At 60.5% G+C, this 24,656-nt stretch carries 20 protein-coding genes and 1 pseudogene; 8 read left to right on the top strand and 13 right to left on the bottom strand.

Annotation, left to right across the window (positions count from 1 at the left end; all coding sequences use genetic code 11):
• From EOC83_RS31395 to EOC83_RS31405, 3 genes are all read right to left on the bottom strand, one after another.
• Positions 1-858 (bottom strand): acyltransferase (locus EOC83_RS31395; protein ID WP_164762431.1); only part of this gene is annotated, 858 nt, incomplete at its 3' end.
• 45 nt (positions 859-903) lie between these two features.
• Complete coding sequence (locus EOC83_RS31400) at positions 904-2,010, bottom strand: glycosyltransferase family 2 protein (protein WP_206516563.1); 1,107 nt, start codon at positions 2,008-2,010, stop codon at positions 904-906.
• Positions 2,011-2,049: 39 nt separating this feature from the next.
• Entirely contained in the window at positions 2,050-3,327 is a 1,278-nt protein-coding gene (locus EOC83_RS31405; protein ID WP_024505414.1) for a glycosyltransferase family 1 protein, read from the bottom strand.
• Positions 3,328-3,522: 195 nt separating this feature from the next.
• On the opposite strand from EOC83_RS31405, the gene EOC83_RS31410 reads away from it, so the two are divergent.
• The gene (locus EOC83_RS31410) at positions 3,523-4,653 is read left to right on the top strand and encodes a glycosyltransferase family 1 protein (protein WP_063170901.1); all 1,131 of its coding nucleotides are present in this window, start codon (positions 3,523-3,525) and stop codon (positions 4,651-4,653) included.
• On the opposite strand, the gene EOC83_RS31415 is transcribed toward EOC83_RS31410, so the two are convergent.
• The gene (locus EOC83_RS31415) at positions 4,646-5,878 is read right to left on the bottom strand and encodes a glycosyltransferase (protein WP_024505416.1); all 1,233 of its coding nucleotides are present in this window, start codon (positions 5,876-5,878) and stop codon (positions 4,646-4,648) included. The two genes, EOC83_RS31410 and EOC83_RS31415, sit on opposite strands and share 8 nt — an antisense overlap.
• A gap of 244 nt (positions 5,879-6,122) precedes the next feature.
• On the opposite strand from EOC83_RS31415, the gene EOC83_RS31420 reads away from it, so the two are divergent.
• Entirely contained in the window at positions 6,123-6,995 is an 873-nt protein-coding gene (locus EOC83_RS31420; protein WP_063170851.1) for a glycosyltransferase family A protein, read from the top strand.
• A gap of 13 nt (positions 6,996-7,008) precedes the next feature.
• Positions 7,009-8,316, top strand: coding sequence for a polysaccharide biosynthesis/export family protein (locus EOC83_RS31425; RefSeq protein WP_024505418.1), 1,308 nt, complete (start codon positions 7,009-7,011; stop codon positions 8,314-8,316).
• A gap of 104 nt (positions 8,317-8,420) precedes the next feature.
• Here the strand turns inward: EOC83_RS31425 and EOC83_RS32960 are convergent, their stop codons facing one another.
• Positions 8,421-8,558: a hypothetical protein gene (locus tag EOC83_RS32960; protein ID WP_155924994.1), complete on the bottom strand. Its 138-nt coding sequence runs from the start codon at positions 8,556-8,558 to the stop codon at positions 8,421-8,423.
• A 127-nt stretch (positions 8,559-8,685) separates the two neighbouring features.
• Here EOC83_RS32960 and EOC83_RS31430 point away from each other — a divergent pair, with 127 nt between their 5' ends.
• Positions 8,686-8,916 (top strand): hypothetical protein, encoded by a 231-nt coding sequence (locus tag EOC83_RS31430; protein WP_127219079.1) that lies wholly within the window; start codon positions 8,686-8,688, stop codon positions 8,914-8,916.
• Between the two features lie 12 nt (positions 8,917-8,928).
• Here the strand turns inward: EOC83_RS31430 and EOC83_RS31435 are convergent, their stop codons facing one another.
• From EOC83_RS31435 to EOC83_RS31445, 3 genes are all read right to left on the bottom strand, one after another.
• Entirely contained in the window at positions 8,929-9,723 is a 795-nt protein-coding gene (locus EOC83_RS31435; RefSeq protein WP_244514449.1) for a sugar transferase, read from the bottom strand.
• 166 nt (positions 9,724-9,889) lie between these two features.
• Positions 9,890-11,707, bottom strand: coding sequence for a GNVR domain-containing protein (locus tag EOC83_RS31440; protein ID WP_063170852.1), 1,818 nt, complete (start codon positions 11,705-11,707; stop codon positions 9,890-9,892).
• Positions 11,708-11,880: 173 nt separating this feature from the next.
• Positions 11,881-12,216: a hypothetical protein gene (locus tag EOC83_RS31445; protein WP_063170853.1), complete on the bottom strand. Its 336-nt coding sequence runs from the start codon at positions 12,214-12,216 to the stop codon at positions 11,881-11,883.
• A 214-nt stretch (positions 12,217-12,430) separates the two neighbouring features.
• On the opposite strand from EOC83_RS31445, the gene EOC83_RS31450 reads away from it, so the two are divergent.
• Both EOC83_RS31450 and EOC83_RS31455 read left to right on the top strand, forming a co-directional pair.
• The gene (locus tag EOC83_RS31450) at positions 12,431-12,670 is read left to right on the top strand and encodes a hypothetical protein (RefSeq protein ID WP_127326026.1); all 240 of its coding nucleotides are present in this window, start codon (positions 12,431-12,433) and stop codon (positions 12,668-12,670) included.
• A 13-nt stretch (positions 12,671-12,683) separates the two neighbouring features.
• Complete coding sequence (locus EOC83_RS31455; protein WP_063170855.1) at positions 12,684-14,990, top strand: mannose-1-phosphate guanylyltransferase/mannose-6-phosphate isomerase; 2,307 nt, start codon at positions 12,684-12,686, stop codon at positions 14,988-14,990.
• A gap of 101 nt (positions 14,991-15,091) precedes the next feature.
• Here EOC83_RS31455 and EOC83_RS31460 read toward each other — a convergent pair whose 3' ends face one another.
• Entirely contained in the window at positions 15,092-15,964 is an 873-nt protein-coding gene (locus tag EOC83_RS31460; protein ID WP_024505424.1) for an FkbM family methyltransferase, read from the bottom strand.
• Positions 15,965-16,344: 380 nt separating this feature from the next.
• On the opposite strand from EOC83_RS31460, the gene EOC83_RS31465 reads away from it, so the two are divergent.
• Positions 16,345-16,626, top strand: coding sequence for a hypothetical protein (locus EOC83_RS31465; protein ID WP_024505425.1), 282 nt, complete (start codon positions 16,345-16,347; stop codon positions 16,624-16,626).
• A 162-nt stretch (positions 16,627-16,788) separates the two neighbouring features.
• Positions 16,789-17,490 carry a Crp/Fnr family transcriptional regulator gene (locus EOC83_RS31470; RefSeq protein ID WP_024505426.1) on the top strand — a complete coding sequence of 234 codons (702 nt, stop codon included), beginning with the start codon at positions 16,789-16,791 and terminating at the stop codon, positions 17,488-17,490.
• A 305-nt stretch (positions 17,491-17,795) separates the two neighbouring features.
• Here the strand turns inward: EOC83_RS31470 and EOC83_RS31475 are convergent, their stop codons facing one another.
• The 4 genes and pseudogenes from EOC83_RS31475 to EOC83_RS33460 form a co-directional block, all read right to left on the bottom strand.
• The gene (locus tag EOC83_RS31475) at positions 17,796-19,577 is read right to left on the bottom strand and encodes a tetratricopeptide repeat protein (RefSeq protein WP_063170856.1); all 1,782 of its coding nucleotides are present in this window, start codon (positions 19,575-19,577) and stop codon (positions 17,796-17,798) included.
• 46 nt (positions 19,578-19,623) lie between these two features.
• Complete coding sequence (locus tag EOC83_RS31480) at positions 19,624-21,027, bottom strand: HlyD family type I secretion periplasmic adaptor subunit (protein WP_063170902.1); 1,404 nt, start codon at positions 21,025-21,027, stop codon at positions 19,624-19,626.
• A 20-nt stretch (positions 21,028-21,047) separates the two neighbouring features.
• Positions 21,048-23,348, bottom strand: coding sequence for a peptidase domain-containing ABC transporter (locus tag EOC83_RS31485; RefSeq protein WP_063170857.1), 2,301 nt, complete (start codon positions 23,346-23,348; stop codon positions 21,048-21,050).
• Positions 23,349-23,537: 189 nt separating this feature from the next.
• Positions 23,538-24,656: pseudogene (locus EOC83_RS33460) on the bottom strand (hypothetical protein); the annotation flags it as partial.

Raw genomic sequence — 24,656 nt, forward strand, 5'->3', positions numbered from 1 at the left:
GGTAACGGCCCCGCTCCACGGCAGTTTGAAAGGGAACAGCCCGGAGTTGGAAAGCTTGAAGATGACGATGCCGAAAGCGAAATCGATCAGGATCGGATTGGTGTAAAATACGAAAATGGGGTTCTCAATGCTTGATGTCTCGCCCGCGACCGCAAGAAGAACCGCGAAGGCGGCGGAATAGAGGATCCCATATTTCACGCTGACGAGTTGGAAAGCTGCGATGATCAGGCTGAATTCGACGATTACCAGCAAGGTCCACGTCGGATACAAGATGGGGTAGGGTCCGAAGGGGACGAAGGCGAGCGACATGAAAAGCTCGGACAAGGTCCTCTGATGGCTTTTCATCGCGTAGTTCTCGACAAGAAATGCGAGAATCGTGACGCCCCAATACAAGGGCACGATTCGAATGAGCCTCGTTCGCAAATAGGCGCCGGCCGACCTGCCATTGTTCCCAAGCACATGCGCGGTAAGAAAACCGGCCAGAACCATGAACAGATCCGTCCCGAAACGGAAAATGTCCAAGACACCCGGCTCAATATGGGCGGCGCTCACCACTCCGGACATGTGGATGTAGCCGATGGCGTAGGCGGATATGAGCCTCAAAAGCTGAGGATTGTGCCAGAACCTCCTTGCCCCAGCAGTCCGGGCGGCCGGATGGTATTCCGCGTTCACCCGGGTTATCAGTCCGAAGCTGACCGTGCCTATTGTTGAGAAGATCGCCCCACCCCAGGGACCCCAGCATCCCCTTGAGTCATATGGTCCAATGCATCGGCGATCAGCCCTCAACCGTTCTGTTACGAGGTCGGCCTCGCGGTGGCCTGTCCGTTCTTCTGCACGATCTTCATCCTTTGCGCCCATTGACGCGATCCTCAATCTGGTAGCACCCCCCGCTGCCGCTATCTATCAGTTGGACATTTCACGCGCTCGGAACGCGCCCGAGTTGGGCGACAGCCGCTTGTATGCGGACCGTGCGTTCCGCAGGATCCATTGCGGCGCAAGGAGCGTCGGCACTGCGCGGGTCCAATAGTGCGGCATTCCATGGTAACGGCCGTACAGGTACCTGATCGCTGCGCTCACCGCGATGGTCCGTCCCCCCGCAGTTTTAGCGTTGTTCAACCGCGCCATCACGTGCGTATCAAATATCCGGCGGCGAAACGCTTCGCACACAGCGGGTGTGTCCGCGAACAACGCGAAAGCAATCTGATCATAGGCGGCAACGTCGATCTTCAGGCGATCCAGCCACCCGAACTTGATATTGAACTGGTCGTTGCCCGACCGATAGCCGACACAAGGTTCTTGGACCACGCCCCATTTTCCAAACCGTTCGACAACACGGCCGATGATATAAACTTGGACGTAGTAATTCTTGAATTCCGAGACATTAGGCTCGGATGCGATCTCATTCCATTTGGCACGGTCTATCACCAGGGCGGACATGAAGCCCAGCAGATCACCCATCGTCGCGAACAGCGTACCGGCATCGGCGATCAGTTGTGTAGGCGGGATCCGACGGATGCCGGTCCGGCGCGTCATCGTCACGTCATAGTCGATCACGCCTAGCGTTAGACCGGTTACGCCGGGCCAACGCCGGATCGCTTCCAGCACCCGTGCTAGCCCGCCCGGTTCCAGATGGTCGTCGTCGCCCATCAGCCAGATGTAATCGCCCTTCGCCGCCTCCACGACCGCCAGGAAATTGCCGTCCACTCCCAAGTTCTTCGGCTGGGAAAGCAAGGTGTAGTGCTTGATGCGACCCTTATAGCCTTCGGCCACGGCGACCGTATTGTCCGGTGAAGCATCATCGCTGACCACGACCTCGATCTCGTCCTCCAAAGCTTGGGCGATGATGCTGTCTAACAATTCCGCCAGCATGGACGAGCGGTTGTAAGTCGGGATGCAGATCGAAATGGTCGGCATGGGTTTCGGTCTGCGGCCAGGATCGGTGGTTACACGGCGAGGCCGGCGCGCGCGATGAGCGGCTGCCACCAATGCTCGCAAGTCGTTCTCGTCCATCGTGCTCTCCTGGAGGTCAATCCGAAGACTGGCCGCCGGTCAATCGCCGAACTCCCCGAAATCGGCGTCGACCTGAATCATGAGTTCGAGGTATTTCCACGCTATCCACCGCCAGGAATAACTGCTCGCCCTGGCGTTCCCCTTGGTAACCAAACGCTGCCGCAAGTCTGGGGCTAGCATCAACAGGCGGATGGCTTCGGCCCATGACTGGACGTCGTCGGGATCGGCATAAAGGGCCGAATCCCCGCAGATTTCGGGAAGACATGGCGAGGTCGAGGCCACGACCGGGCAGCCCGAAGCCATCGCCTCGACCGCCGGCAGCCCGAAGCCCTCGATCCGTGACGGGAACAGGAAGCACAGGGCGCCTTCGAGCGCCTTCTTGAAGTCGTCGTCCCCTATGCGGCCAGGAAGGACGATGTTTCCGGGCATTTGCGGGATGTACCTCAGGAGCGTGGCCTCGTCGACATCGCCTGGCATCCACAGGTCAAGACCCATCGCGTCGAGGTGTGGGGCCAGCCTGGCGAGAAGCCCCATGTTCTTATATTCCTGGTCCCGCCTCCCCAAGCAGAGGACATACGGCCTGCTCCGGTCGACGGCCAGAGTTGATCTCGCCGCATCCCACCGGTTCGCATGGTCGCTGCCGTTGTAGGTGACGACGATGTTTTCTTCTGGCGCGATTCCGAACTTGATCAGATGGCTGCGTGAGAGTTGCGAGACGGTCGTGATGCGGGCGGCCTGCCTGCCAAGTGCCGGCAGGATCAAGCGGTGCGCCCAGCGGAATCCTCGCGCGTAGCTCGACGGCATGAGCCTTGTGTGCATGTCATGGATACACGCGATCTGGCGCCTCAGCGCGACGGGAGCGAGATTGCAGAAGCTCAGCAATCCTCCAGGCACATGCCAGGGCAGCTGCGCCTGCACCCAAAATTGCGGCAGTCGCGGCCTGCTGAATTCAGGAACGACCCGGACGGGGATGGCATCGAGGCGCAAAGGTTCCGAAAGCGGACGCGGCACCACGAGATCAATCTCCAGGTCGCGACCGAGCGGATGCCCTTCTGAAATGAGGGCGTCGAGAGCCAAGGTGACCTCGCGGGCGTAACGGGCCACACCGGTTGGCCGAAGCGTCGTGAAGTCTCCATTTATCGTCCAGCGCCGTCTCGGCGCTTCCCGGTCCGCGCACACCGCAGCGGGATGGCCGATCAGGAAGTCGGCGCCGGCGACAGCGGATCTGGCCAGGGGCGTGTCGGCACGGTGTCTGTTCGCCGGCCAGGCCGATCTTGGTTGCGGCGACTCCCTCGTATCGAACCCGAGCTTGGCCATGTCCAGCTTCCCCGACCTTCCGGCACCCTAGGCAGACTAGCATTCCCAGGAACACCAAGGCCCTTAAACGTTCGAGGTAGGTACGCTGTCCGACGTCGCCAATCCGGATGATTGCCACTTAGCCGAATGACCCGATGGCCATGGTGACCTGGCGTCTTGACGGTTCCACACTGAAAGTTCCAAGGGGTGGACGACATGGCGCGACGTTGGACGATCAATGGGCGGTTTCTTTCGCAGCCGACAACAGGCGTTCAGCGTTACGCGCGCGAGGTCGTGCGCGCTCTCGACACCTTGTTGGCCGAGCAGAACCCGCTGACCCGCGGCCTCGAGCTTGCACTGCTCCACCCTCCAGGGTCCGGAGACTTCCCCCTGGCTTGCATCGAGCGTCGAGAGATCGGCGGCATGAACGGGCATGCCTGGGAACAGGTGCAGCTCCCCTCATCCCTGGATGGCAGCGGACTGCTCAGCCTCTGCAACACAGGGCCGCTGCTTTCCCGCAAGCATATCGTCTGCGTCCATGATGCAAACGTCTGGAATGCCCCGCAGAGCTATTCATTTGCCTTTAGACTTCTTTACAGGAATCTGTTGCCCGCCCTCGGCAAGACGGCGTGCGGTATTTCGACCGTTTCCAACTACTCCTTGGATGAACTGGTTCGCCGCGACGTCATCCCGGCAGAGCGGGCTTTCGTGGCGCCGAACGGCCATGAGCATGCCTTGCGGTGGGAGCCTGAACACTCAGCACAGACGCGGCTGGCGGCCTCGCGGGAAACCGTTGTCCTGATCGGCAGTACCGCACCTCACAAGAATCTGGATCTCCTCCTGAACATGGCTGATCGTCTTGGCGAAGCCGGACTCAGAATCGCGATTGTCGGCATGTCGGATTCGCGCGTCTTTAGGTCAGGATCCGCCAGGACCGAAGCGCGAAACATCCACTGGCTCGGCCGCATTTCGGATGGCGAGTTGGCGGCCCTCCTCGGGGACTCGCTATGCCTGGCTTTCCCCTCGCTCACGGAGGGCTTCGGTCTCCCAGCCCTCGAGGCGATGGCCGTCGGCTGTCCTGTCGTGGTTTCAGACCGCGCCAGCCTGCCTGAAGTCTGCGGCAATGCAGCGCTGTTTGCATCCCCAGACGACCAGGACGCATGGTTCGACAGTTTCGTGCAGCTTCGCACTTCTCAGGCCCTGCGCGCTCAGATGATGGGCAAGGGAAAGGCGAGAGCCGCGGAATACAGCTGGAGGGCGACGGGCCTGCGTTATCTCCAGGCGATGGCGGCCGCAGACGGCGTCGATACGGAAACGAAGATCGTCAGGGCTCCCGAATTCACATGATCTCGTGAAGTGCCTGGACGGCGTCTAGCGATTCCAGGATCGCGCGGTCGAAGTTCTCTTCTGAAAAACGTCCTGCATTTCTGGCGCAAGCGCGCGGCGCAATGGCATGGCTATTCTCTTCGAACCGTTCCACTGCCTGCTTGAGGTGATCGACCGTTTGAGCCTTGAACAGCACTCCTGTCGGCTCGGAGGATGATCCTAGCCGCTGTACGATGTCGACGGCGCCGCCGCGACCGAACGCGACCAGCGGCGTCCCGCAGGCCTGTGCCTCGGCCAGCGCTATGCCGAAATCCTCGCAGCCCGCAAACACCATCGCCTTCGCCCGCGCCAGCGTGTCCACATAGTCTTTCCGGGGCAGGTAGCCCGAGAAGGTGACGTTGGGACCGGCAAGCGCCCGCAAGCAGGCTGATTGCTGCCCTTCGCCAACGATGACCAGTCGCCGCGACGGCATTTCGTTGAAGGCCCGGATGACAAGGTCGGTGCGCTTGTAGGGGGCGAGGAAGGACGCTGAAACGTAGTAATCGTCCTTATCCTCCACACAAGGCAATTCGCCCAGTGTGACCGGGGGGAAAACGACGCGCGCCTGGCGCCCGTAAATGTGCTGGATACGGGAGCGGACATAATTCGAGTTCGCCAGCATCAGGTCCGGACCGTGCGCGGTTCTCGTATCCCATGTCCTCAGGCGATGGAGCATGTAGCGATAGAGCATTCCCTTGGGGCCGAAACCAAGCCGTCCCTGCTGAAGATAGGAAAATTGTTCATCCCAGGCGTAGCGGACGGGACTGTGCACATAACACAGATGCGGCTGGTCCGGCCTGGTGATGACGCCGCGCGAGAAGGCGGCCGACGACGAGATCACCGCGTCGTAGCCCGTCACGTCGAATTGCTCGATCAGAAAGGGACAGAAAAAGAAGAGGGATCGATAGAATTTATGGACCATCGGTATCCGGTTGGCCGCAGACGTATGGAATTCCACGTCGTGGAAATATTGCTCCTTCACCTCTTGTGGCAGGAAATCGAAAAGCGTGAAGACCTCGGCGTTGGGGAACTGCTTGCAGATTTGCGCAAGAACCCTTTCCCCTCCCCGGAAATTCGGGCACCAGTCATGAACGATCGCTATCCTGGCATTGCTGTCGAAGCCGGGCCCCGGCGCGGCCGGCAATTCTTCGATGGATACATCGATCTTGGCAGCGACGGCCAAATCGGAAGAGCGTTCGTGGAGCATGGTTCCCCCTAGCCTCATAAGGCTGGCAGTCTCCATTCCATGTCGTTGCTCCGGCAAGCTGTCCGATCGGCTACACACCGCTACGGGCGCATGGCCATCTAATACTTGCGGATGTGGTCCGTCACCGGGATACTCCGAAAGCCTGTGTCCGGCGGTAGGCCAGGCTCCTCCCGTCTCCTTTTATGCAGGCTGTGTCGGTCCACTCGTCGGTCTAGGTTTCGGCGGAACCGAAGCTGGATCGAGCATGAGACTCATAGTGATCATCCCGACGCTTGGCCGCAGCGGACAGGTCGGGCGTTTGCTTGGATATTTGGGCGGCCAGACGAGGCTTCCTGATGAGGTCATAGTGTCGGCGCCCGACGCCTCGCATGTCGACCTGCCGGAAAGCTGTCCTTTCCAGGTGTCACTCGTTTTCGGACCGAAAGGACTGGCTGCCCAGCGGAACAGGGCTCTCGTACCTTCCCTGGGGCGCTTCGACATCATCACATTCTTCGACGATGATTTCGTTCCGTCCGCCGAATATCTGCAGCAGGTCGAGAAAGCTTTCGTGGAAAATGACGGATGGGCGGTGGTGATGGGCACGGTCGTCAGGGACGGTGCCACGAATGCTGGCCTCACCTGGGAAAATGCCGAAGCCGCCTTGCGGGAAAACGAGGGCAAAAAACATGATGGACCGCCGGTGGTCGACCATGTCGGAGCATACGGATGCAACATGTCCTTGCGTTCCTCGCTTGTGGGCGACTTGCGCTTCGACGAGCGCCTCGTCTTGTACGGCTGGCAGGAAGACATCGACTTCACCAGCCAAATGAGATCCAAAGGCCGCGTGGTCTGCGTGACCGCGATCACGGGCGTCCATCTCGGTATCAAGACAGGGCGGGTCAGCGGCGAGCGGTTCGGCTACTCCCAGGTTGCGAATGCGATCTATCTGATCAGGAAGGGCTCCGTTCCGGCCTCTTTCGCTCTTCCGCTGATGTTCAGGAATATCGCCGCGAATCTCGCAAAGAGCCTGCGGCCTGAGCCGTATATCGATCGCAGGGGCAGGCTCAGGGGTAACATGCTGGCGATCCGGCACATCGCCATGGGACGAATCGAACCCGAATACATCCTGAAAATCTGAAGGTGGGAAGACAATGCGGAAATGGCTTGTGACAGTGGCGGCGGCTTCATTGGCGGCGGCTGCCTGCCCCTTGCCGACGGTGGCTGCCGAGTACCTCCTCGGACCTCAGGACAAGGTCAGGCTCAAGGTCTACGAATGGCGCGCATCACGCGACGTGATCTTCGAATGGACGGCTCTCAACGACAGTTTCGTCGTCGGTGCCGACGGCACGCTCTTCCTTCCATTTGTCGGCCAGATACGCGCGCAGGGCACCGCCCCCGGCGACCTCGCCCGCGCGATCGGCGACCGCCTGATGCAGCACATGGGCCTCGGCCGCCAGCCGGATGTCGCTGTCGAGATTGTCCAGTACAGGCCGTTCTACATTGTCGGCTACGTCACGCAGCCAGGCGAGTTCCCCTACAGGCCCGGGCTGACGGTGCTGCAGGCGCTGGGAATCGCCGGCGGCCTGCGAACACGCGAGGAAGACATGTCGAGGCTCGAGCGTGAAGTCATCGTGGGTCAGGGCGATGTGGGTTTGTTGGCGCTGAGCAACGTCAGTCTGCTCGCTCGCAAAGCACGGCTGGAATCAGAACTAGCTGGCAGCGACGACATCGCCTTCCCTGCGCAACTGAAGGACAGAGCTTCGAACGAGACGGTCGCGGTGGCGATGGAGCAGGAGCGCAAGATCTTCGCCGTCCGCAAGGACGCCATGGCGACGCAACTCCGTGCCCTGCGCGAACTCAAGGATTTCCTCGAAAAGGAACTGACCTCGCTCGGCCAGCAGATGGCCTTCCACGACCAACAGATCGAACTTATCCAGAAGGAACTCGCGGGTGTTTCGGCCCTTGTCCAGAAGGGGCTGGCGGTTGCACCGCGGGAACTCTCTCTACAGGGAACGGTCGCACAGATGCAGAGCGACAGGTTGGTTGCCGAGACCTCGCTCTTGCGAGTCAGGCAGGAGATAAGCAAGACCGACATCGAGATCCTCAACCTCGGCAATAGCCAAGCCAGCGAAGTCGCTGCTGCCTTGCGCGAGACGCAACTGCAGCTCAATGAAGTGACCAGCAAGGCCAACACCGCGGTGCAGTTGTTGCACGATACCGAGGTCACGGCCCCTGCTCTGCTCGCCCTTAGAGAGCGCGCCGAAAGGGCCAAGCCGATCTTCAAGATCGTGAGGACGACGGACAGCGGCTCGCAAGAACTCACGGCTGAGGAAACGACGCCGATCGAGCCAGGCGATACCGTGAAGATCGATATCCCCGCCCCGCCGTCCGGCTTGGCTGCTCTACCTGTAGAGGACGACGTCCAGGCAGGGACGGTTTCTGTTCAAGGTACCAATTGACAGGCTTCATGATTGGCGCGGGTGCCGGCTCGCAACGCCTTCGACATGACCCCCGAACCCGAGACCGTTGGTGGCCGCCTGGACGGGTAAAGAACGCGCCGGCGTCATGGCCAGAGCGGTTCAGAGTGGGCGGAGCTGCCAGCTCGCTGCAGGTGCTTGTTTTTCTGCTGTTCCACACGGAAAACCGCCGCGCACCTTTCTTTGAACTGGTTCGCTTCAAGTTCAATGATCTGGCCGACCATGCTAGCAATTTCCGGCGGCACTTGCCTTGCACTTTGAGGCCGCATATCAGTGGGCACGCTGACGATGCCTTCCCTGCCGCAGTGAGGCGATCAGTTCCTGCGGGTATCACTGGAGATGTCGGTGCTCATGAGTGTAATCGCTATATCGGCGGCAGGCGTTCTGATGGGACTGCGCTTCAAGGCTCCTGCGCTGATCGCGGCGACTGCGCTGCTTGTGGTCGGAAGCTTTGCCTGGAATGGGCTCGGGTTGCCGGGCTACGTGACCGTCACTAAGTTCCTGATACTGTCATTCGTCTTGGCTGGCGCCTATATCATCGGTCTGTCCCTGTCCGTCCACCGGAAGCGCAAGGAAAGGTGACACGGCGGGACTTCAGGAAGCCCGGTCGAAACGTATGACTGCGAAAACCGTCCTGAACAGGATCACGATATCGAGCCAAACCGACCAGTTCCGCACATACTGGCAGTCCAGCTTCACGCGGTTGGCGTAGTCCATGCTGCTTCTTCCGTTCACCTGCCACAGACCGGTGAGCCCGGGCTTTGCCCGAAGGTATTCCCCTAAGTGGTCGCCGTAGCATTTTAGTTCGTCCTTGACGATGGGCCTTGGACCCACACAACTCATGTCGCCGCGGATGATGTTGAACAATTGCGGGAGTTCGTCGAGGCTCGACTTACGCAGCATCCACCCAAGCACCGTGACGCGGGGGTCGTTCCTGATCTTGCGGGTCTCCTCCCATTCCAACCTGACTTGAGGGTTGCTGTCGAGAAATGACTTCAGAACTTCGTCCGAATTGGTGACCATCGAGCGGAACTTGTAGCAATCGAATGGCTTTCCGCCAAAGCCGATGCGGCTATGCGAGAACACTGCCGGGCCTCCTGCCGTCATCCTGATCAGCAGAGCAACGACAATCATTACCGGCGCGGCAACCATAAGCGCCGTGAATGCTACTACCAGATCCATGATGCGCTTCAGGAGACCGCCCACAGGAGGGTTCGTCGTTCCCAAGCTGAGCGCGGGCGAAAGGTCCGTCAACACTGCCCCGGCACCGTTGTTGTCGGATGCGGGAAGGACGTGCAGGACTGCCGTTCGGCTGTCGGACGGGATAGGCAGAGATGGCTGAACCCAGATCGGGGCTGCCTGATGTGACTCGAAGGCGTTCGTTGTCATGGAACAATCGCTGTTTCGACTTGTTGTTGCACTCTTCCAAGGTCGGAGGTTGTCGACAAGAAGGGCAAAGGAGGTAGCGTGACGCTCAGGGGCTATCCCCCTAATCCCAAGGAATGATCCTCCTAGACTTTTTGCAACTTCCGAAGGAGAATGTCTCGCTACGGTTTCATGCTTTGCGGCGCTTGGGCGCGCGGACCCTGGCCAAGAGTACGCCTAGTATCGGGGTCCTGCAGGCCTGCAACGTCTTGACAAGTTCCTGCAGCGTCTGGACCTGTGTCTTGCCCCACTCGGCAACGATCACCACGCCGTCCAGGACAGATCCGACAATCAGTTCGTCGGCACCCGAGGCAAGCGTCGGCAGGTCGAGTATGACAATGTCGTAGGCAGGAAGTCCGTTGGCGGCAAGGTCACTAGCGGCTAGCTCCGAGAGGAACGCCTCCATCTTGCTAGGCGCCAGGAGGTGTCTGGCGTCCACGGTCGAACTGGAAAGGATGTCGAACGGCCGCCCCGCAGCACGAACGATGTTGAGACGGACAGGGTCCTGGCACGGTAGGTCGAGGGCTCCCGACTGGCTCAGAAGCCGCGAGGGGGTCATGGTCGGGCGCCGGATGTCGGCGTCAATCACCAGCGTCTTCAGGCCCGACATCGAGTAGAGCGTAGCGAGATTGCTGGCCACCGAACTCTTCGAACCGTCGTTGGATACGGCAGTCAACCCAAGAAACCTGATCGGGCGGCTGGTTTCCGCAAGGCTTATCTCGGTTCGCACTTTTCTCAGGCTATGGCTGTATCGGGATTGCGGAGATCTTGCCACTTGGTCGACAAGGCCCGATCTTCTGCCGATCGGCGGCAGTTCTCCGAGGCATTCGACGCCCAGATTGTCGCGGATCTGTCGTGGCGACCTTATGGTCCAGTCAAACGCGTGCCTTACAAACGCAAGTCCAATACCGAAAATGAGACCGGCAACCACCGCGAAGGCCAGCATCAACTTCGGCCTTGGAGCGCTCGGATTGAGCGGCGCCGTCGCAGCTGTGATGACCCTTGCATCGGCAACCGGATACGACTGTTGGCTTACCGAGTTGGTGTAGGCCTGCAAGAAGCTCTCGTACATCTTCTGGTAGGTTTCAGCCGTCACCTCAAGTTCTTCGAGCGTCGGCTCAGCACTCGTCCCGTCTGCTTTGGCTTCAATGCCGACGCTGTAGTCGTGCCGTGACCGGAACTGCTGCGCTTTTGCCATGGCCTCATTCATTTGAGTTCGCAGCTGCTGAAGCCGCATTTCCAGCCACGCGCCTCCTTCCTTGGCTGCGTCAGTCTTGGTTTCGATCTGCTCACGTACGAAGGCATCGGCCGTGGCGTTCGCAATCCTGGCTGCGCCCTCGGGATCAGGAGAGGTGAAGGATATGTCAATCGCGTAGGAAACGCCGACTCGGCGGACGTCGAGGCCGTTGCGGAAAACCAACATGCTCCGACGGAACTTCTGAAAATCGGTCAGCATGGGGGGTGCGGCAGGCTCGCTAAGAGCGAAATGCTGCAGCCAGGCGCTTTTCCGCAGCCCCAAGGCGTCAAGCAGGACAGCTCCGGTCTTCGTCAATCTGTCCCGCAAAGTCGGAGACTGGGAACGATTGAACTGCGCATCGTCGACGAGTTTCAACTGGTCGAGCACCATCGCTGCGATTTTTTCCGACTGCATTACAGCGATCTGGCTTTCCACCTGGGCAGTATCCAGTGACAGATCCACTTCGCCGCCCTCCTGCAGGTGTTGCGGCAATTTCGGCTCGATCAGAATCTGCGCGCTGGCGATGAAAGTTGGGTCGGTGCTCGAATTGTAAAACCCCGCCAACAAGAGAGCCATGGCAAGGAAGGCAATGATAGTTCCAGCGTAGCGGCGCAGAAATTCGGTAATGTCGGAGAGCCCAATGAACTCTTGGCCGGCGGAAGCCTGCTGGTCCGTCATCGAGGGCCATTGATTGGTGAACATGCGATTCATTCAGCTTCTCCTGCAGGCATACGCAGACACCCAGAGCAGCCCGCTCCATGCAGGCGGCCGTTGCATGCGGCCGGTCTTTGCATTGAAAGCCGAGGCCCCGCGATCCCAGACTGCTGCGGAAGATTACGCCCGTGATCCGGAAGGTAAATGCCGCCAATTGGCGTATGCGAAACTTAGGACCCGTGGGGCGGTAGAACGCGCGGCAGCGCTGCTCTCGCGGCGTCGACAAATGACGTCTGCTGTTCCAGCAAGGCCTGCCGTCCGCGGATGATCGCCAGGTTCTGCTCGAGAGTACCGATCTGCGCGGACATGCGTTCGGGACTCTCGCCATTTTCCATCGCTTCCAGGGCGAACGCAGCACAGTCCGTGACCCTTTCCACGCACGGGCGCAGTACCGCGATTTCATTCTCGATGTCCATCTGAATGACCTCCAGAAGGCGGGTCAGGCGACGGAACCGCCGTTCGTCGACATTCTGGCCGAATGGGAACCTGAATGCGGTCAGCGGCATGTTGCAGCCATCTTTCTCGTTGCACCCGAGAGGGGACGCACCTTGCAGAATACAAGACTCTCATGCTTGCACGAGACATCCTTTCGGTCATCGGCGGGCATGCTCATATTGGATGAGGGGTGGCAGCTAGGGCGATAGGGCTACTCGAATTCATGAAGGCGGCCACGTGCGGCGCGTGTTACGACTGTTGGCGCTAAACTGCGGAGCGGAAATCGTGACCGTGAACATAGTCGGACACGCGAGTCCAAACACATTCGCCTTCAAAACCAGTGCTCCGATCAAAGCCACGGGCTTTCAGGACGGCACCTGGGGCCTGGGCGTCGTCGAACAAAGCGGAGATCGTCCTGGTTGTGGAAAGCCTGTGTCGCCAGAGCGGCGCCGAGAGATACTCGAGGCTCTCGATGGCGTGCTGGGCGGCAATCCAGAGGTCGGAGCCTACAACCAGACATTCTGAGAGGAATTGGACCATGTCTGACCGGATCGTAAGTTTTGTCATGAGCGGGGGGGTCGGCTCACGGCTGTGGCCGCTCTCGCGCGAAGACAACCCCAAGCAATTCCACGATCTTTCGGGGGATGGCTCTATGCTTGCCAAGACTGTTCGTCGCCTTAAGGCGCGGCCGGACGGAGAGACGCCGATCTACCTGATAGCCTCCGAACGGCATGCCGAGCGCGTTATCTCGGACCTAGTACCGCTCGGCCTGAACGGCGGCAGACCGATCTTCGAGCCGGTCGGCCGCAATACCGCGGCCGCCGTCGCCATAGCCACCCTGCAAACGATCTCCGAATATGGAGCCGACGCCCTTGTGCTCGTGGTCCCCTCCGACCATCAGATATCGACGACAACGCAATTCTGGGAAACCGTCAAGGCCGGCGTGCCTGCCGCCGATTCAGGAAAGATCATCGTGTTCGGGATCAAGCCGACGCATCCCGAAACCGGATATGGTTACATCGAGACCACGGCAGATGCTGACGCAGTAGCCTCGGTTTCGCGCTTTGTCGAAAAGCCGAACGCCAAGTCGGCTCGCAAATACATGTCTTCGGGACAATTCTACTGGAACGCCGGCATTTTCCTCTTTCGAGCCGACACCATGCGGGAGGCTTTTCTCGAGTTCCAGCCCGACATCTGGGACGCCGCGGAACGGGCTTACAAGGGAGCGCGGACCGACGTCTCGGGCCTTTATTTGACACAAGGCTTCTACTTGGCCGTCCCCTCGACCTCGATCGACTATGCAATCATGGAGCATGCGCGCGACATCGCAATGGTTAGGGCCTCGTTCCACTGGACCGACCTTGGCTCATGGCAATCCCTAATGGAGGCCAGCCCCACGGACAGCAACGGCAATGTCACAATGGGCGATATCGTCGCCATCGATTGCCAGGACTCTTACTTCAGAAGCCAGGGCAGACTGCTGACCGTCGTCGGGATGAAGGATGTTGCGATCGTGGCGACGCCAGATGCGGTATTCGTCGCACCCGTCAGCCACAGCCAGAACGTGAAAAAAATCGTCGAACAGCTGGAGAAGAGCGGACGCCTCGAAACGAAATTTACTGCCTCCGAAGACCGGATCATCATCAGTGGCTCATGGCGCAAGCGCGTGGAGCACTGGCTCTTCGAAGAAACCCTGCCGCTGTGGTCCACCGCTGGCGTCGACGATGTTTACGGCGGCTTCCATGAGGCCCTGGGCTTCGATGCGAGGCCATTGGGCAAACCCAAGCGCATGCGCACTGCGGCTCGCCAGATTTACGCTTTCGCAGTCGCCAAGGAACGTGGCTGGACTGGTCCGGCGGACAAACTCATCGAACACGGTATCGACTTCATCGCAAGATTCGGCCGCACGAACCGCGGCGGGTGGGTGCGAACTCTCAATGCAAACGGCAGCGTGGCCGACCCGACCGAGGACGCCTACGACCATGCCTGCGTGCTCCTGGCGCTGGCTCAAGCTCATCGATGCGGACACCACGATGCCCTGAAACTGGCACAACAGACGTTTCGTTTCATCGACGCCCACCTCGAGCACGACAGTCTGACCGGGTTCCTCGAGAGCCCCGGCTGGAACGGTGCGCGGTCTTCGAACCCACACATGCACATGCTGGAATCATTTCTTGCCTGGTATGGCGCCACGGGCGACCGTGAATATCTGCGTCGGGCAGCACGCATCATCGATCTCTTCCGGAGCCATTTCTTCGACCAGGAAAGCTGGACGGTTGGGGAACGTTTCGACGCCGATTGGTTGCCGTTGCAGGGAGATGAAGGACAGTGGACCGAACCGGGGCATCACTTCGAATGGGCTTCGCTCCTTGTCGATTTCGCACGAGCGAGCGGCCAGAAAGACTTGGTCGCCTACGCAAGGAAGCTCTATTCATCGGCGGTCGCCAGTGGATTGAACCGGACAACAGGTCTGGCTTTTGCTGCCGTATCGCGGCAGGGAATCCCTCTCGACCGGCTCTCCCGCAGCTGGCCGCAATGCGAAGCCGTCAAGGCAGCCGTAGCCTTGGATGGCATTGGCGGGCCTGACCTGAAAGCTGAGATCGAAGCCCGTGTCGCGCGCCTGTTCAGATGGCACATCGATCCCGCGCCGCTTGGCTTGTGGATCGACAGGATTGACGAGCGCGGAAGGTCACTGGCAACGGAGGTGCCGGCGAGCATCTTCTACCATCTGGTGACGGCATTGATGCAGTATCTGGACAAGACCGCGGGCCAAGTCGAACCTTTCCCGCTTCCTGCTTCGGACGTGAGCAAGACGGGTTTGAGGCAGGTACTGGGTCGCTCCTGATGCGACGATCCTGAGATACGGTGTTCGTGCCGAACCGTGGTTGGCGAAGGTCGTCTGCACCGAACCTTGACGACCGCAGATATCGGCTCCTGGCGCGGCCGCTAAGGCACAGCCTTGGCCGCGCGCACCGGCAACGCTCGCTTTCCCCCGGTCGTCGGCCGCCGTGAGGCTGCCGGTGCTGCCAGGAGTTCCGAGGCAATGAATATGAGGTTCTCGCCGTTGACGAGGCTGTCGATCTTCCTTCCGCTCAAAAGCGAGTAGACGAAAGTGAGGCAGCCTCGGCCGGGAAACATAAAGTCGTGTGGTTCCACGATGATGCACGGCACATGCTTGAGGACCTTGCCGCAGTCTCGCGTTGCCTCCAGCTCCGCGCCTTCAATGTCCATCTTAAGCATCAGCAATTTCGCCTTGGGCAGTCTGGCAAGAAGGCCCCGTAAGGTGACCGACGGCACGCCTTCTCCGTCTGCCACGCCCCGTGCCCACGATGGGCGCTCGCTGTTGACAAGTGCAACTTCGCCCTCGTGGCACCAGAGTGCGCCGTAAACAGACATGATCCGCTCTAGACCGGCGCAGTTCGAGAGTAAGACTTCATGCGTTTGGCGATCCGGTTCGATGGCCATCACCACAGCATCAGGATACTGGTCTCTGAGGAAAATCGACGAGTAGCCAACGTTAGCGCCGGCATCCACGATAACGGGTATGATCCCCCTCCGTCTCCATCCTGCCGCGAGCCGGTTGAGCGCGCTCTGTCCACCCTTTCCAATTTCATATTCGCCGTGCCCAAAAATTTGTGACATGACAAACAAGTCGCTGTCGGTAGGCCTGATCAGCAATTCATGATCGCCACAGCGAACTTTCATCGCCGAGCCGATCCCGAGTGCGCGGCGAAGGAGTACTGAGACCAGTTTCCTCCAGCCGATGGCGCGCGCGAGCCCGTCAATGTGATAGAGCTTGGCGTAGAACGTCCGGTTCATCGTCGCAGTATCACCTGAGGATGTGCCAATCTCCATACACCCTTAGGGAGTAGCCAGGCCGGCTCGCCACCGAAGCAAATTGCCCGCACACACCCCCCGCATGCATATTCCTGCCATCATGCCCTCCCCGGTTCGGTCGTAGGCATGCTTCCTGCGCCGCTTATCAGCAAGGTACCGCAAGGTGATAGGGACGTCGTAGCTACGGCAAATTCGGTAGCACTTGCCTCTGTGTCGCTGCCTCAAAGCGGGATAGTATGCTTTGGGAAGATGCCTGACGCCACATTGAACGACCTCTCCCGATCATGGAAATGCGGTTAATTCGTCAAGGCGTTGTAACTTTGAGACGTGAACCATCTTGTCCGAACGGTTGAGACGCAACGATGGCCAAAAAAAAAGTCCGTGCGAGACCCAGCAGTGACCTTCTGAAACTGCTTGCCACAAGGCCTAGAGCGGTGGCGCTTGCTGCGCTGCACGTGAGTGAATCCGTGCTGCTGGAACTCGAAGCGTCCGAGCTTTTGTCAGCAGCAGAGATTAGAGGGCTACTTAAGGACGCGTCGATGACGTTACGAAATGCCGCCGAGCAAGCGGACAATCGCAGCTGCCTCGTCGCCAGCGAAATAGTCGATTCCATGCGGGAAAATTTCAAGAGAAATAAGACTTAACCTGTCGCCATCGGCCGACCGGGAAAAACTTGTTATCTTCAACCAAAACTGCCGTTGCCACGTCATCGATAGTGCATTGGAGCATATTCTTCACATCAATTTTAATGTACGGTGTATGCGAGGGAGGTAGTTCGGGCAGTAGTTGGGCGGGGTTGCTTCTGAATGACGCCACATCCATTTTTGCGCGGGAATGAAAAACGCCTGTCGTATGAGGACGATACGGCGCTGATCAAAAGGCTGGGATTCACGCCGAAGCGCTATCTGGCGGAGACGGTCATCGTCAATCAGGGCGAGGATTGCGATCGCATGTTCATTGTCGAGTCGGGCTGGGGGTGCATTTCTCATGAACTTGCCGGCGGGCAGCGACAGATTCTAGATTTTGCACTGAAAGGCGACATCGTCCTACCTCAGTCCTACTCGGGCAGGGCTCTTGAAACGTTTGTGGCTCAAACCGAAATTTCAGTTCTGGTGGCTTCGACCAAGACATTTGCCGTTGCGGCCATGCAGTCGCCCCATCTGTTCTCCCTTGTTCTCGAAACCCTCGTGCACAATGCAGCGGTTGTCGCTCAACATCTCACCAATGTGGGACGACGCAGCGCCTTGGCGCGGACGGCGCATCTCTTCCTCGAACTGATGACGCGTCTGGAACGAATCGGCTCTGTCACGCGCAACAGCTATGAATGCCCTCTCACCCAGTACGATCTGGCGGACGCACTGGGACTCACTCCCATTCATGTCAACCGGATGCTGCGGGAACTGCGCGAGCGCAAGTTTCTCGAATTTCGGCAGGGCCACGTTCGTGTGCTCGATCAGCAGGGCCTGACTAAGTTTGCTGGATTCGAGCAGGAATATGTCGACGGTTGAGACGTCCCGGCATGCGATGGCAAGCAATCTTGCTCCCCGGTAGCGGCCATCGGGCAAGATCGAGGACGGGCTTTTCCGGGCAGCATCCACTTTCCGGCGGCGGATCTGTTCCGTGTGGCCCGCTCCCTATCCCGACTGGCGTCCGCTGGCCAGGCGCCGGCCAATTCAATCTCGGTTTCTTGGCGCGATCTCTTCGCGGTTGCCTAAGCGACACCGTCCTTGGCGTTCCGCTGCAGCGGCGAGTCCGCTCGGCCCAATTTGAGGACCACAATCAGGAGCGAGAATTGGTGCTCGCTGCTCGGATCCTAAACAGAGCGTAGCTCTTCCACCAGACCTATGGCCCCCGCAGAGCCAGCCTTCGAGGCAAAATATGAGAGTTCATTCGCGGCTTCCTGAACACCTTGCGCAAATGCTCGCTCGAGCCAAAGGCGGCCTGCTACCGGGTTGTGTTCCCCGGCACGACCATTGCAGAGATAGCCCCCGAGCATGAGCTGGGCATAGCCATGTCCCCGCTCGGCGGCGGCGGCGAACCATTTCTGCGCTGCGACCGGGTCGAAGGACAGACCTTGGCCATTCGCGTACTGGGCACCGATCGCAAACATAGCCCCGGCGTGCCCGGCTGCGGCTGCCCGCTTGAACCACTGCGCGGCAGCCTGAGGCAAACAGGCGCCGCCACGTCCGTTGAGAAGCATTTCGGCAAACGCCACCTGCGCGTCGACCATGCCAGCATTGGCCGCCCGCTCAAACCAGCAACGGGCTTGTTTCAGATCGGCAGCCACGCCGCGCCCATCCTGAAGCATTCGCGCGTAGGCATATTGCGCTTCGGCCACGCCTTCGGCTGCCCGCCTCACCCATCGGGCAGCTTGCTCCTCGTCCTTTCGCACGCCGACGCCCTCGGCAAAGCAGAGGCCGAGGTTGAACGCTGCAATCAGATCGCCCGATGAGGCGGTCGCCTCGAACCATCCAGCGATGCTGGCGCGGTCGCCAGGCTCGCCTGCTCCTTCGATAACCAGATTGGCAAAGTCGACCTGCGCTTGCTGATTTCCCGCATTTGCGGACGTACGCAGCCAGCGCGCTCCCTCTTCGACGTCCCGTGCGACTCCGTTTCCGGAAAGATAAAGCGATGCCAACGCACGGGCAGCAGCCTGATGGCCGGCATTTGCCGCCCGTCGGTACCATGTTGCGGCGTCCGCATAGTCTGGCGGCGAACTCTTCACATGCCGATCGCCCAGACGATAGGCTGCCTCAATATTTCCTGCCAATGCGGCCCGCCGCATCCACGCCTCGCCGGCGGCGATATCTTGACCTGCAAGGCCACCCTCGATGAGCGCCGATCCCAACCGGAATTGGGCTGAGGGCAAGCCTTTCTCCGCGGCAAGCTGATACAGTCGCGCGGCTGCCGGTCGATCAGCTGGCATGCCGCGTCCATGCTCAGTCAGGACCCCAAGAAGGTAGATTGCGGTTGGCAGACCGGCGTCGGCAGCGCGTCGAACCTCGGCGGCAACTTTGGCCGTCTGCGCAGGCTGCCCGCGCCGGGCGAGGGAAAGAGCAAGGCCCAGGCATCCCTCAGGGCAGCCGGCTGCCGCAGACTTCTCATACCAGCCATGCGCCGCATCCAGGTCCCGCATCGCTTCGGGGCCTCTGCTGAGGATATAGGCGAGAATTGCCTGCCCGGTTGCGGAGCCAGCTTCGGCTGCCTTTTTCGCGAGCCCGAACGCTGCCGCGAATTCCGGCTCCCGCGAGGAATCCCGTTCGAACAAGCTTTGCGATTCCAAGCCATTGCCGTCGGGCTCCTGCGCCGCCAGTCCAGCCACGTAAAGCGCGGCGAGGAGCGACTGGGCATCGGGGCTGCCGTGATCGGCCGCTCGCCGCAGCCAACGCGCGCCTTCCGACCGGCTTGGCGGCACACCCAAACCTTCGAGATAGCAACGAGCGACGCGGTATTCGGCCTCGACAATCCCGGCGCGTGCCGCAATTGCCAGCAGCGGAAAGGCTTCTAAAGGCTTGCCGCTGTCAGAAAGCTGGATCGCCCGGCGCAATACCAGCGCTGGTGGACCGTAAGCAGTCAGGCGGTCAAGGATTGCCATCGATGCGAGAACGCATACCTCCGTTTGTCGCGCACGGCGCCCGAGCCTATGGCTCCCTCATCGCTTCTTGGCCCAGGGGGAGTATGGCGCCGAGAATATACTTGAGCACGGTACGGCGGCCGACCTTGACGTCAGCGGTTACCGGCATGCCAGGGACGATCGTGAAACTTGCGGGCACGCCATGGAGGGCGACCTCGTCGATGGAAATCTGCGTGCGGTAAAACAGGTCAGCGTCCGGGGGCAGCATGGCCAACGAGCTGTTCGGGTCGCGCGCCTGTTCCCGGGCCGAGAAGGAATCCGGGCTCACCGTGCGCACAGTGCCATGCGCGACGCCATATTGCGAATATGGAAAGGTGTCGAACTTGATGGCCACGGGGTCACCGACGTGGACGAACCCACTGCTACGGCCGACAATGTTCGTTTCGATTTCAAGCACCGCGTCGTCCGGCACCAGGGTCATCAGCCGGTCACCCGATTGCAGGATCGACCCGACGGAAACCTTCGCCACTGACTGAACGATGGCGTTTGCATCGCTTTTCAGCTCAACCAACTGTTTACGCAGCTTTGCCTTGTTGAGAAGCTCACGGGCATCGGACATACGCGAGCCCGCCTCCGACAGGCCTTGCGAGACTTCCGCGCGCCAGCTCTGGATGTAGCCATCGCGGTCGGCGGCCACCGTCGCCTGTTGTCGCTTGGCAGCTTCCGATGTCTGCTCGGCGTTGCCGAGCGCCCGGGACATCTCTGCCCAGTTGTCCTCGGCCAGAAGCGTATTGAGGCGGCTGCCCACCTGTCTTGCTTCCAGTTGCTTGCGCATCCGTTCGATCGAAGCCGCGACGGCCAGTCGCTGGCGGTAGCCGTCAGCATCGGACCGGGAACGCGAGATCACGGAACTGAGTTCATCGCTCTGCCGGTCAAAACTCGACAGCTTGGCGTCGTAGACGGCTTTTCGACGATCGAAGATTGATGCCTGCAGGGTCCAACTCGGGTCCAGACCGTCATAGCTGAAGGGCTTTCCGTCGGCTTCCGCTTTCAAACGGGCCACTTCGGCTTCAAGTGTCGAGACCTGTGTCGTCAGCGCAGCAAGGTCAGCGGAGGCGAAGGTCGCGTCGAGGCGAGCAAGCGTTTGACCGGCTCGCACGCGCTGTCCTTCGCGCACCTCGATCGAGCGGACGATCGCCGTCTCGAGCGGCTGCACCAGAATATTCGGCGATTGCGACACCACGAGCCCTCTGGTGGAGACGACCTGATCGACCGGTATGAGCCCTGAGAGTGTTATCAGGGCAACGACCATGCTTGAGATGATCCAGACCATGCCGCGCGCCATTCGTGGGACGGGCGCATTGGCGATGGCCGTCGACGGCCATTGGAATTCCAGGATGACGGGCATCGTCGGATCGCTCGGCTCTGTCCGGCGCCGGACGGGAAGACTGGAATGGGTGATGCTGCTCATGGGCGCCCCGAAGCCGATGCTCACACAAGTCTCGGCGGCACAGCGGCCAGACGAGCTTGGCGATTGTCAAGATGCCGGTTCTGCTGCATCCAAAGCTGGCGGTAGAGCGCGCATCGTTCGAGCAGGGTCGCATGCGGCGCGACATCGAGGACCTGGCCCTGATCCATGACCAGGATCTGGTCGCATTCGGTCAGCGAGGAAAGCCGGTGCGAAACAATAATCATCGTGCGGCCCCTGGCGATGCGCATGAGATTGGCGCTGACCACCGCCTCGCTCTCCGGATCAAGCGCGCTGGTCGCCTCGTCAAGGATCATGACGGTCGGATCGTGGATGAGCGCGCGCGCAATCGCCAGCCGCTGCTTTTGACCACCCGACAGGTTGGGCGAACCTTCCTCAATATAGGTGTCATAGCCGTTGGGCATGCGTTCGATGAATTCTTCGGCGCCGGCAAGGTGAGCGGCTCGCATGGCGTCGGAAAGGGTCAGGCCGGGGCGCCCGGCGATGATGTTGTCTCGAATCGACCCGCGGAAAAGGAAATTGTCCTGGAGGACCACGCCGAGCCCCTGGCGAAGGTGACGCAGGTTGATTTCCTTGAGGTCGACGCCATCCAGCTTGAGAAAACCGCTGTAATCGCGATTGATCCCCTGCAGAAGCCGCGCAATTGTCGATTTCCCCGAACCGCTGCGCCCGACGATGCCGAACATCGTCCCTGCTGGAATGTCGAAGTTGACCCGGTCAAGCGCTGGCGTGTTGGTGCCGATGTAGGTGAAGGTCAGATCACGGAAACTGATCTCGCCAACGAGCTTCGGTCTCAGACCTGTGGAATTCGAACTGCTTTCCAGGGGCCGGTTGAGGACGGATCCTGCCTCGCTGATTGCCGCCCCTACCTCCTCGAAGTCCTCGACCAGTCGAGCAAGACCGACGAGAGGCTGTGCGACGCGTTGGGCGATCATCATGAATGCGAACAAGCTGCCGACCATGTAGCCAGACGTGTCGCTCATCGCGAGATAAGCTCCGATCAGCATGGTGCCGAGGACCATCGCACGCTCGATTGGCGTGACAAGCGTCTGCGGCCAGTTGGCAAGCTGCCCGAAGGCAAGGCGCGCCCTGCCCGCTTCCGCCACCCGCTCGTCCCAAAGCGCCCTGCGTTGCGGTTCGAGACCGAGCGCCTTCACCGTCTTGATGCCGACGACGGTTTCGCCGAGCGCCGCCGCCTTCCAGGTCTCGGCATCGACCACTTGCTGGTAGCGGCGGCGCAACGGCGCGAGAAAGGCGAAGATGATCAACATAATCACGCCCGCGCAGGCAAGCACCATCCAGCCCAGCGTGGCGTTGATATAGAACATCACCGGGATCAGCACGCAGAGCGTGATCAGATCCAGGAACGTGCTGAGGAGTTTTCCGGTGAGGAATTCGCGGATGCGATAGATCTGCGCGAGATGGTACATCGTCTCGCCGGCCGGATGACGCTCGAAATAATCAAGCGGCAGACGCAGGAGCCTGCTGAAAACATGCAAGTTCAGTTTGGTATCCAGGCGGGCGCCGACGACGTTGATGATCAGCCGTCGGGCGTGACCGAGGAGCGTCTCGTAAACGAACAGGACGGCAATTGTGGCCGACAGGAGCACGAGGGTTGAAACGCTGTTGAACTGCAGCACCTTGTTGACCAGTGTCATGACCATGAGAGGCGGCAGAACGGTAAGGAGGCTGAGCGTGAACGAGGCGATACCGATGTCACGCATAGAACGGCTTTCGAACCGTACCAGGTCGATCAACCAACCGAGGGTGAAAGGCGCATCGGCCGCGATATAGGATCGCGCTGGACGCAACAGCACGGCCTCACCCGCCCACACCTGCGACAGCCGCAACTCGTCGATGGCGATGGCTTCGGCATCCTCGGGCGCATCCGCACTTTTGAGGAAGACGACATTCCGCTCTGGACTGGCCCCGGTGAGGAGACCTGCGCCACCGTCATTGAACAGCAGGACGACCGGTCCCGTGTGCTCGAAGCGCAGAAGATGCGACCAGCGGATGCGAAGCGCACGCGACCACATGCCGCCGTTCTGGGCCCATTGCGAGAGATCGGTCGCGTTTGGAACCGGGCTTGCGCTCGCCACCTTGAACTCGTTCGGGTCGAGTTCGACGCCATGGTAGCGGGCGACCCGTAGCACCGCCTTGAGGCGCGGGGCAATCCGGTCGAACTCGGCGGGTCCGCCGGGTGCCCTCCCCGCCTCGCTCTGGCTGCCAACCTTGCCCGTCGCCTCCGCGTCCACGCGGATCGAGGTTGGCCGTGCATCGGCGTTCAGAGGTATGCTCACCATGCACTTCCCCTCCGGCCCACAAGCGAGGGTTCAAGGATGCTCCGGGCAAGCCGTCCCAGCCGGGACTGCTGACAAAACCCACTATATTCCAAATAGGCCAGCCGCACGGGCCCTTTGCCCGCCTGGAAATGGTGAACGCGCGGCACTTGCGTTCCCGCAAGGGCCGCGCGTTCTTTCTTCAACCTGGACTCAGTCATTAGGTTTCAGAATATCCTTCATTGCCTTCTTCAGCGTGTCGTCGGTGTTAGTGTATCCGGCGCCTTGCTTGCCCTTGTCAGAAGTCAAGTCGGACGTTGCACCGGATGTCTTGTTCTGGTTCGGACTAAGGCCCTTGATCGTATTGAGAACGTTCAAGAGATCGCTCGTCACCGAACCCCCAGCCAGGCCAACGAGCTGCCGGAACGAGGCTTGGCTATCGGTGTCGCTGCTGGCGGCCGGGCCCGATTGCAAGAACTGCTTGGAGTCCTTGAGTCCGATCGTATCGGCCGAGACCTTGACGTGGTTGCCGTTACCTGGCGAACCATCGTTGTCGGACCCGTCATTGCCATGCCCCTTGCCTGGGTTGCTGCTGTCGCTTCCATCAGGATCGTTGCCGCCACCGTTGTTGCCATGGTCGCGGTCACCGGTCCCGCCGCCCGAGCCAGTCGCACCTGTCGGACCTGTCGAACCGGTGGCTCCGGTTGAGCCAGTCGAACCTGTAGAGCCTGTTGCTCCAGTCGAACCGGTCGAACCTGTAGAGCCGGTCGAACCTGTCGATCCGGTCGAGCCAGTTGCTCCGGTATCACCGGTTGCACCTGTGGCGCCGGTCGAGCCGGTTGCTCCGGTCGAGCCGGTCGAACCTGTTGCCCCAGTCGAGCCGGTCGAACCTGTCGATCCGGTCGAGCCAGTTGCTCCGGTATCACCGGTTGCACCTGTGGCGCCGGTCGAGCCGGTTGCTCCAGTCGAACCGGTCGCACCAGTAGAGCCGGTCGAACCTGTCGATCCGGTCGAGCCAGTTGCTCCGGTATTACCGGTTGCACCTGTGGCGCCGGTCGAGCCGGTTGCTCCAGTCGACCCCGTCGAACCTGTTGCTCCAGTCGAACCTGTCGAGCCAGTTGCTCCGGTATCACCGGTTGCACCTGTGGCGCCGGTCGAGCCGGTTGCTCCGGTCGATCCGGTCGAACCTGTTGCCCCAGTAGAGCCGGTCGAACCTGTCGATCCGGTCGAGCCAGTTGCTCCGGTATTACCGGTTGCACCTGTGGCGCCGGTCGAGCCGGTTGCTCCAGTCGAACCGGTCGCACCAGTCGATCCGGTCGAACCTGTCGATCC

Source organism: Mesorhizobium sp. Primo-A (assembly GCF_003997175.1).
In the GTDB taxonomy this organism is placed as follows: Bacteria; Pseudomonadota; Alphaproteobacteria; order Rhizobiales; family Rhizobiaceae; genus Mesorhizobium; species Mesorhizobium ciceri.

What these genes read in the sequence shown, in the direction of transcription:
- EOC83_RS31410 (WP_063170901.1), top strand. Translation starts at nt 3,523, where the DNA reads ATGGCGCGACGTTGGACGATCAATGGGCGGTTTCTTTCGCAGCCGACA.
- EOC83_RS31455 (WP_063170855.1), top strand. Translation starts at nt 12,684, where the DNA reads ATGTCTGACCGGATCGTAAGTTTTGTCATGAGCGGGGGGGTCGGCTCA.
- EOC83_RS31415 (WP_024505416.1), bottom strand. Translation starts at nt 5,878, where the DNA reads ATGCTCCACGAACGCTCTTCCGATTTGGCCGTCGCTGCCAAGATCGAT.
- EOC83_RS31405 (WP_024505414.1), bottom strand. Translation starts at nt 3,327, where the DNA reads ATGGCCAAGCTCGGGTTCGATACGAGGGAGTCGCCGCAACCAAGATCG.
- EOC83_RS32960 (WP_155924994.1), bottom strand. Translation starts at nt 8,558, where the DNA reads ATGGTCGGCCAGATCATTGAACTTGAAGCGAACCAGTTCAAAGAAAGG.
- EOC83_RS31400 (WP_206516563.1), bottom strand. Translation starts at nt 2,010, where the DNA reads ATGGACGAGAACGACTTGCGAGCATTGGTGGCAGCCGCTCATCGCGCG.
- EOC83_RS31470 (WP_024505426.1), top strand. Translation starts at nt 16,789, where the DNA reads ATGACGCCACATCCATTTTTGCGCGGGAATGAAAAACGCCTGTCGTAT.
- EOC83_RS31485 (WP_063170857.1), bottom strand. Translation starts at nt 23,348, where the DNA reads ATGGTGAGCATACCTCTGAACGCCGATGCACGGCCAACCTCGATCCGC.
- EOC83_RS31430 (WP_127219079.1), top strand. Translation starts at nt 8,686, where the DNA reads ATGAGTGTAATCGCTATATCGGCGGCAGGCGTTCTGATGGGACTGCGC.
- EOC83_RS31440 (WP_063170852.1), bottom strand. Translation starts at nt 11,707, where the DNA reads ATGAATCGCATGTTCACCAATCAATGGCCCTCGATGACGGACCAGCAG.
- EOC83_RS31475 (WP_063170856.1), bottom strand. Translation starts at nt 19,577, where the DNA reads ATGGCAATCCTTGACCGCCTGACTGCTTACGGTCCACCAGCGCTGGTA.
- EOC83_RS31425 (WP_024505418.1), top strand. Translation starts at nt 7,009, where the DNA reads ATGCGGAAATGGCTTGTGACAGTGGCGGCGGCTTCATTGGCGGCGGCT.
- EOC83_RS31465 (WP_024505425.1), top strand. Translation starts at nt 16,345, where the DNA reads ATGGCCAAAAAAAAAGTCCGTGCGAGACCCAGCAGTGACCTTCTGAAA.
- EOC83_RS31445 (WP_063170853.1), bottom strand. Translation starts at nt 12,216, where the DNA reads ATGCCGCTGACCGCATTCAGGTTCCCATTCGGCCAGAATGTCGACGAA.
- EOC83_RS31480 (WP_063170902.1), bottom strand. Translation starts at nt 21,027, where the DNA reads ATGAGCAGCATCACCCATTCCAGTCTTCCCGTCCGGCGCCGGACAGAG.
- EOC83_RS31420 (WP_063170851.1), top strand. Translation starts at nt 6,123, where the DNA reads ATGAGACTCATAGTGATCATCCCGACGCTTGGCCGCAGCGGACAGGTC.
- EOC83_RS31435 (WP_244514449.1), bottom strand. Translation starts at nt 9,723, where the DNA reads ATGACAACGAACGCCTTCGAGTCACATCAGGCAGCCCCGATCTGGGTT.
- EOC83_RS31460 (WP_024505424.1), bottom strand. Translation starts at nt 15,964, where the DNA reads ATGAACCGGACGTTCTACGCCAAGCTCTATCACATTGACGGGCTCGCG.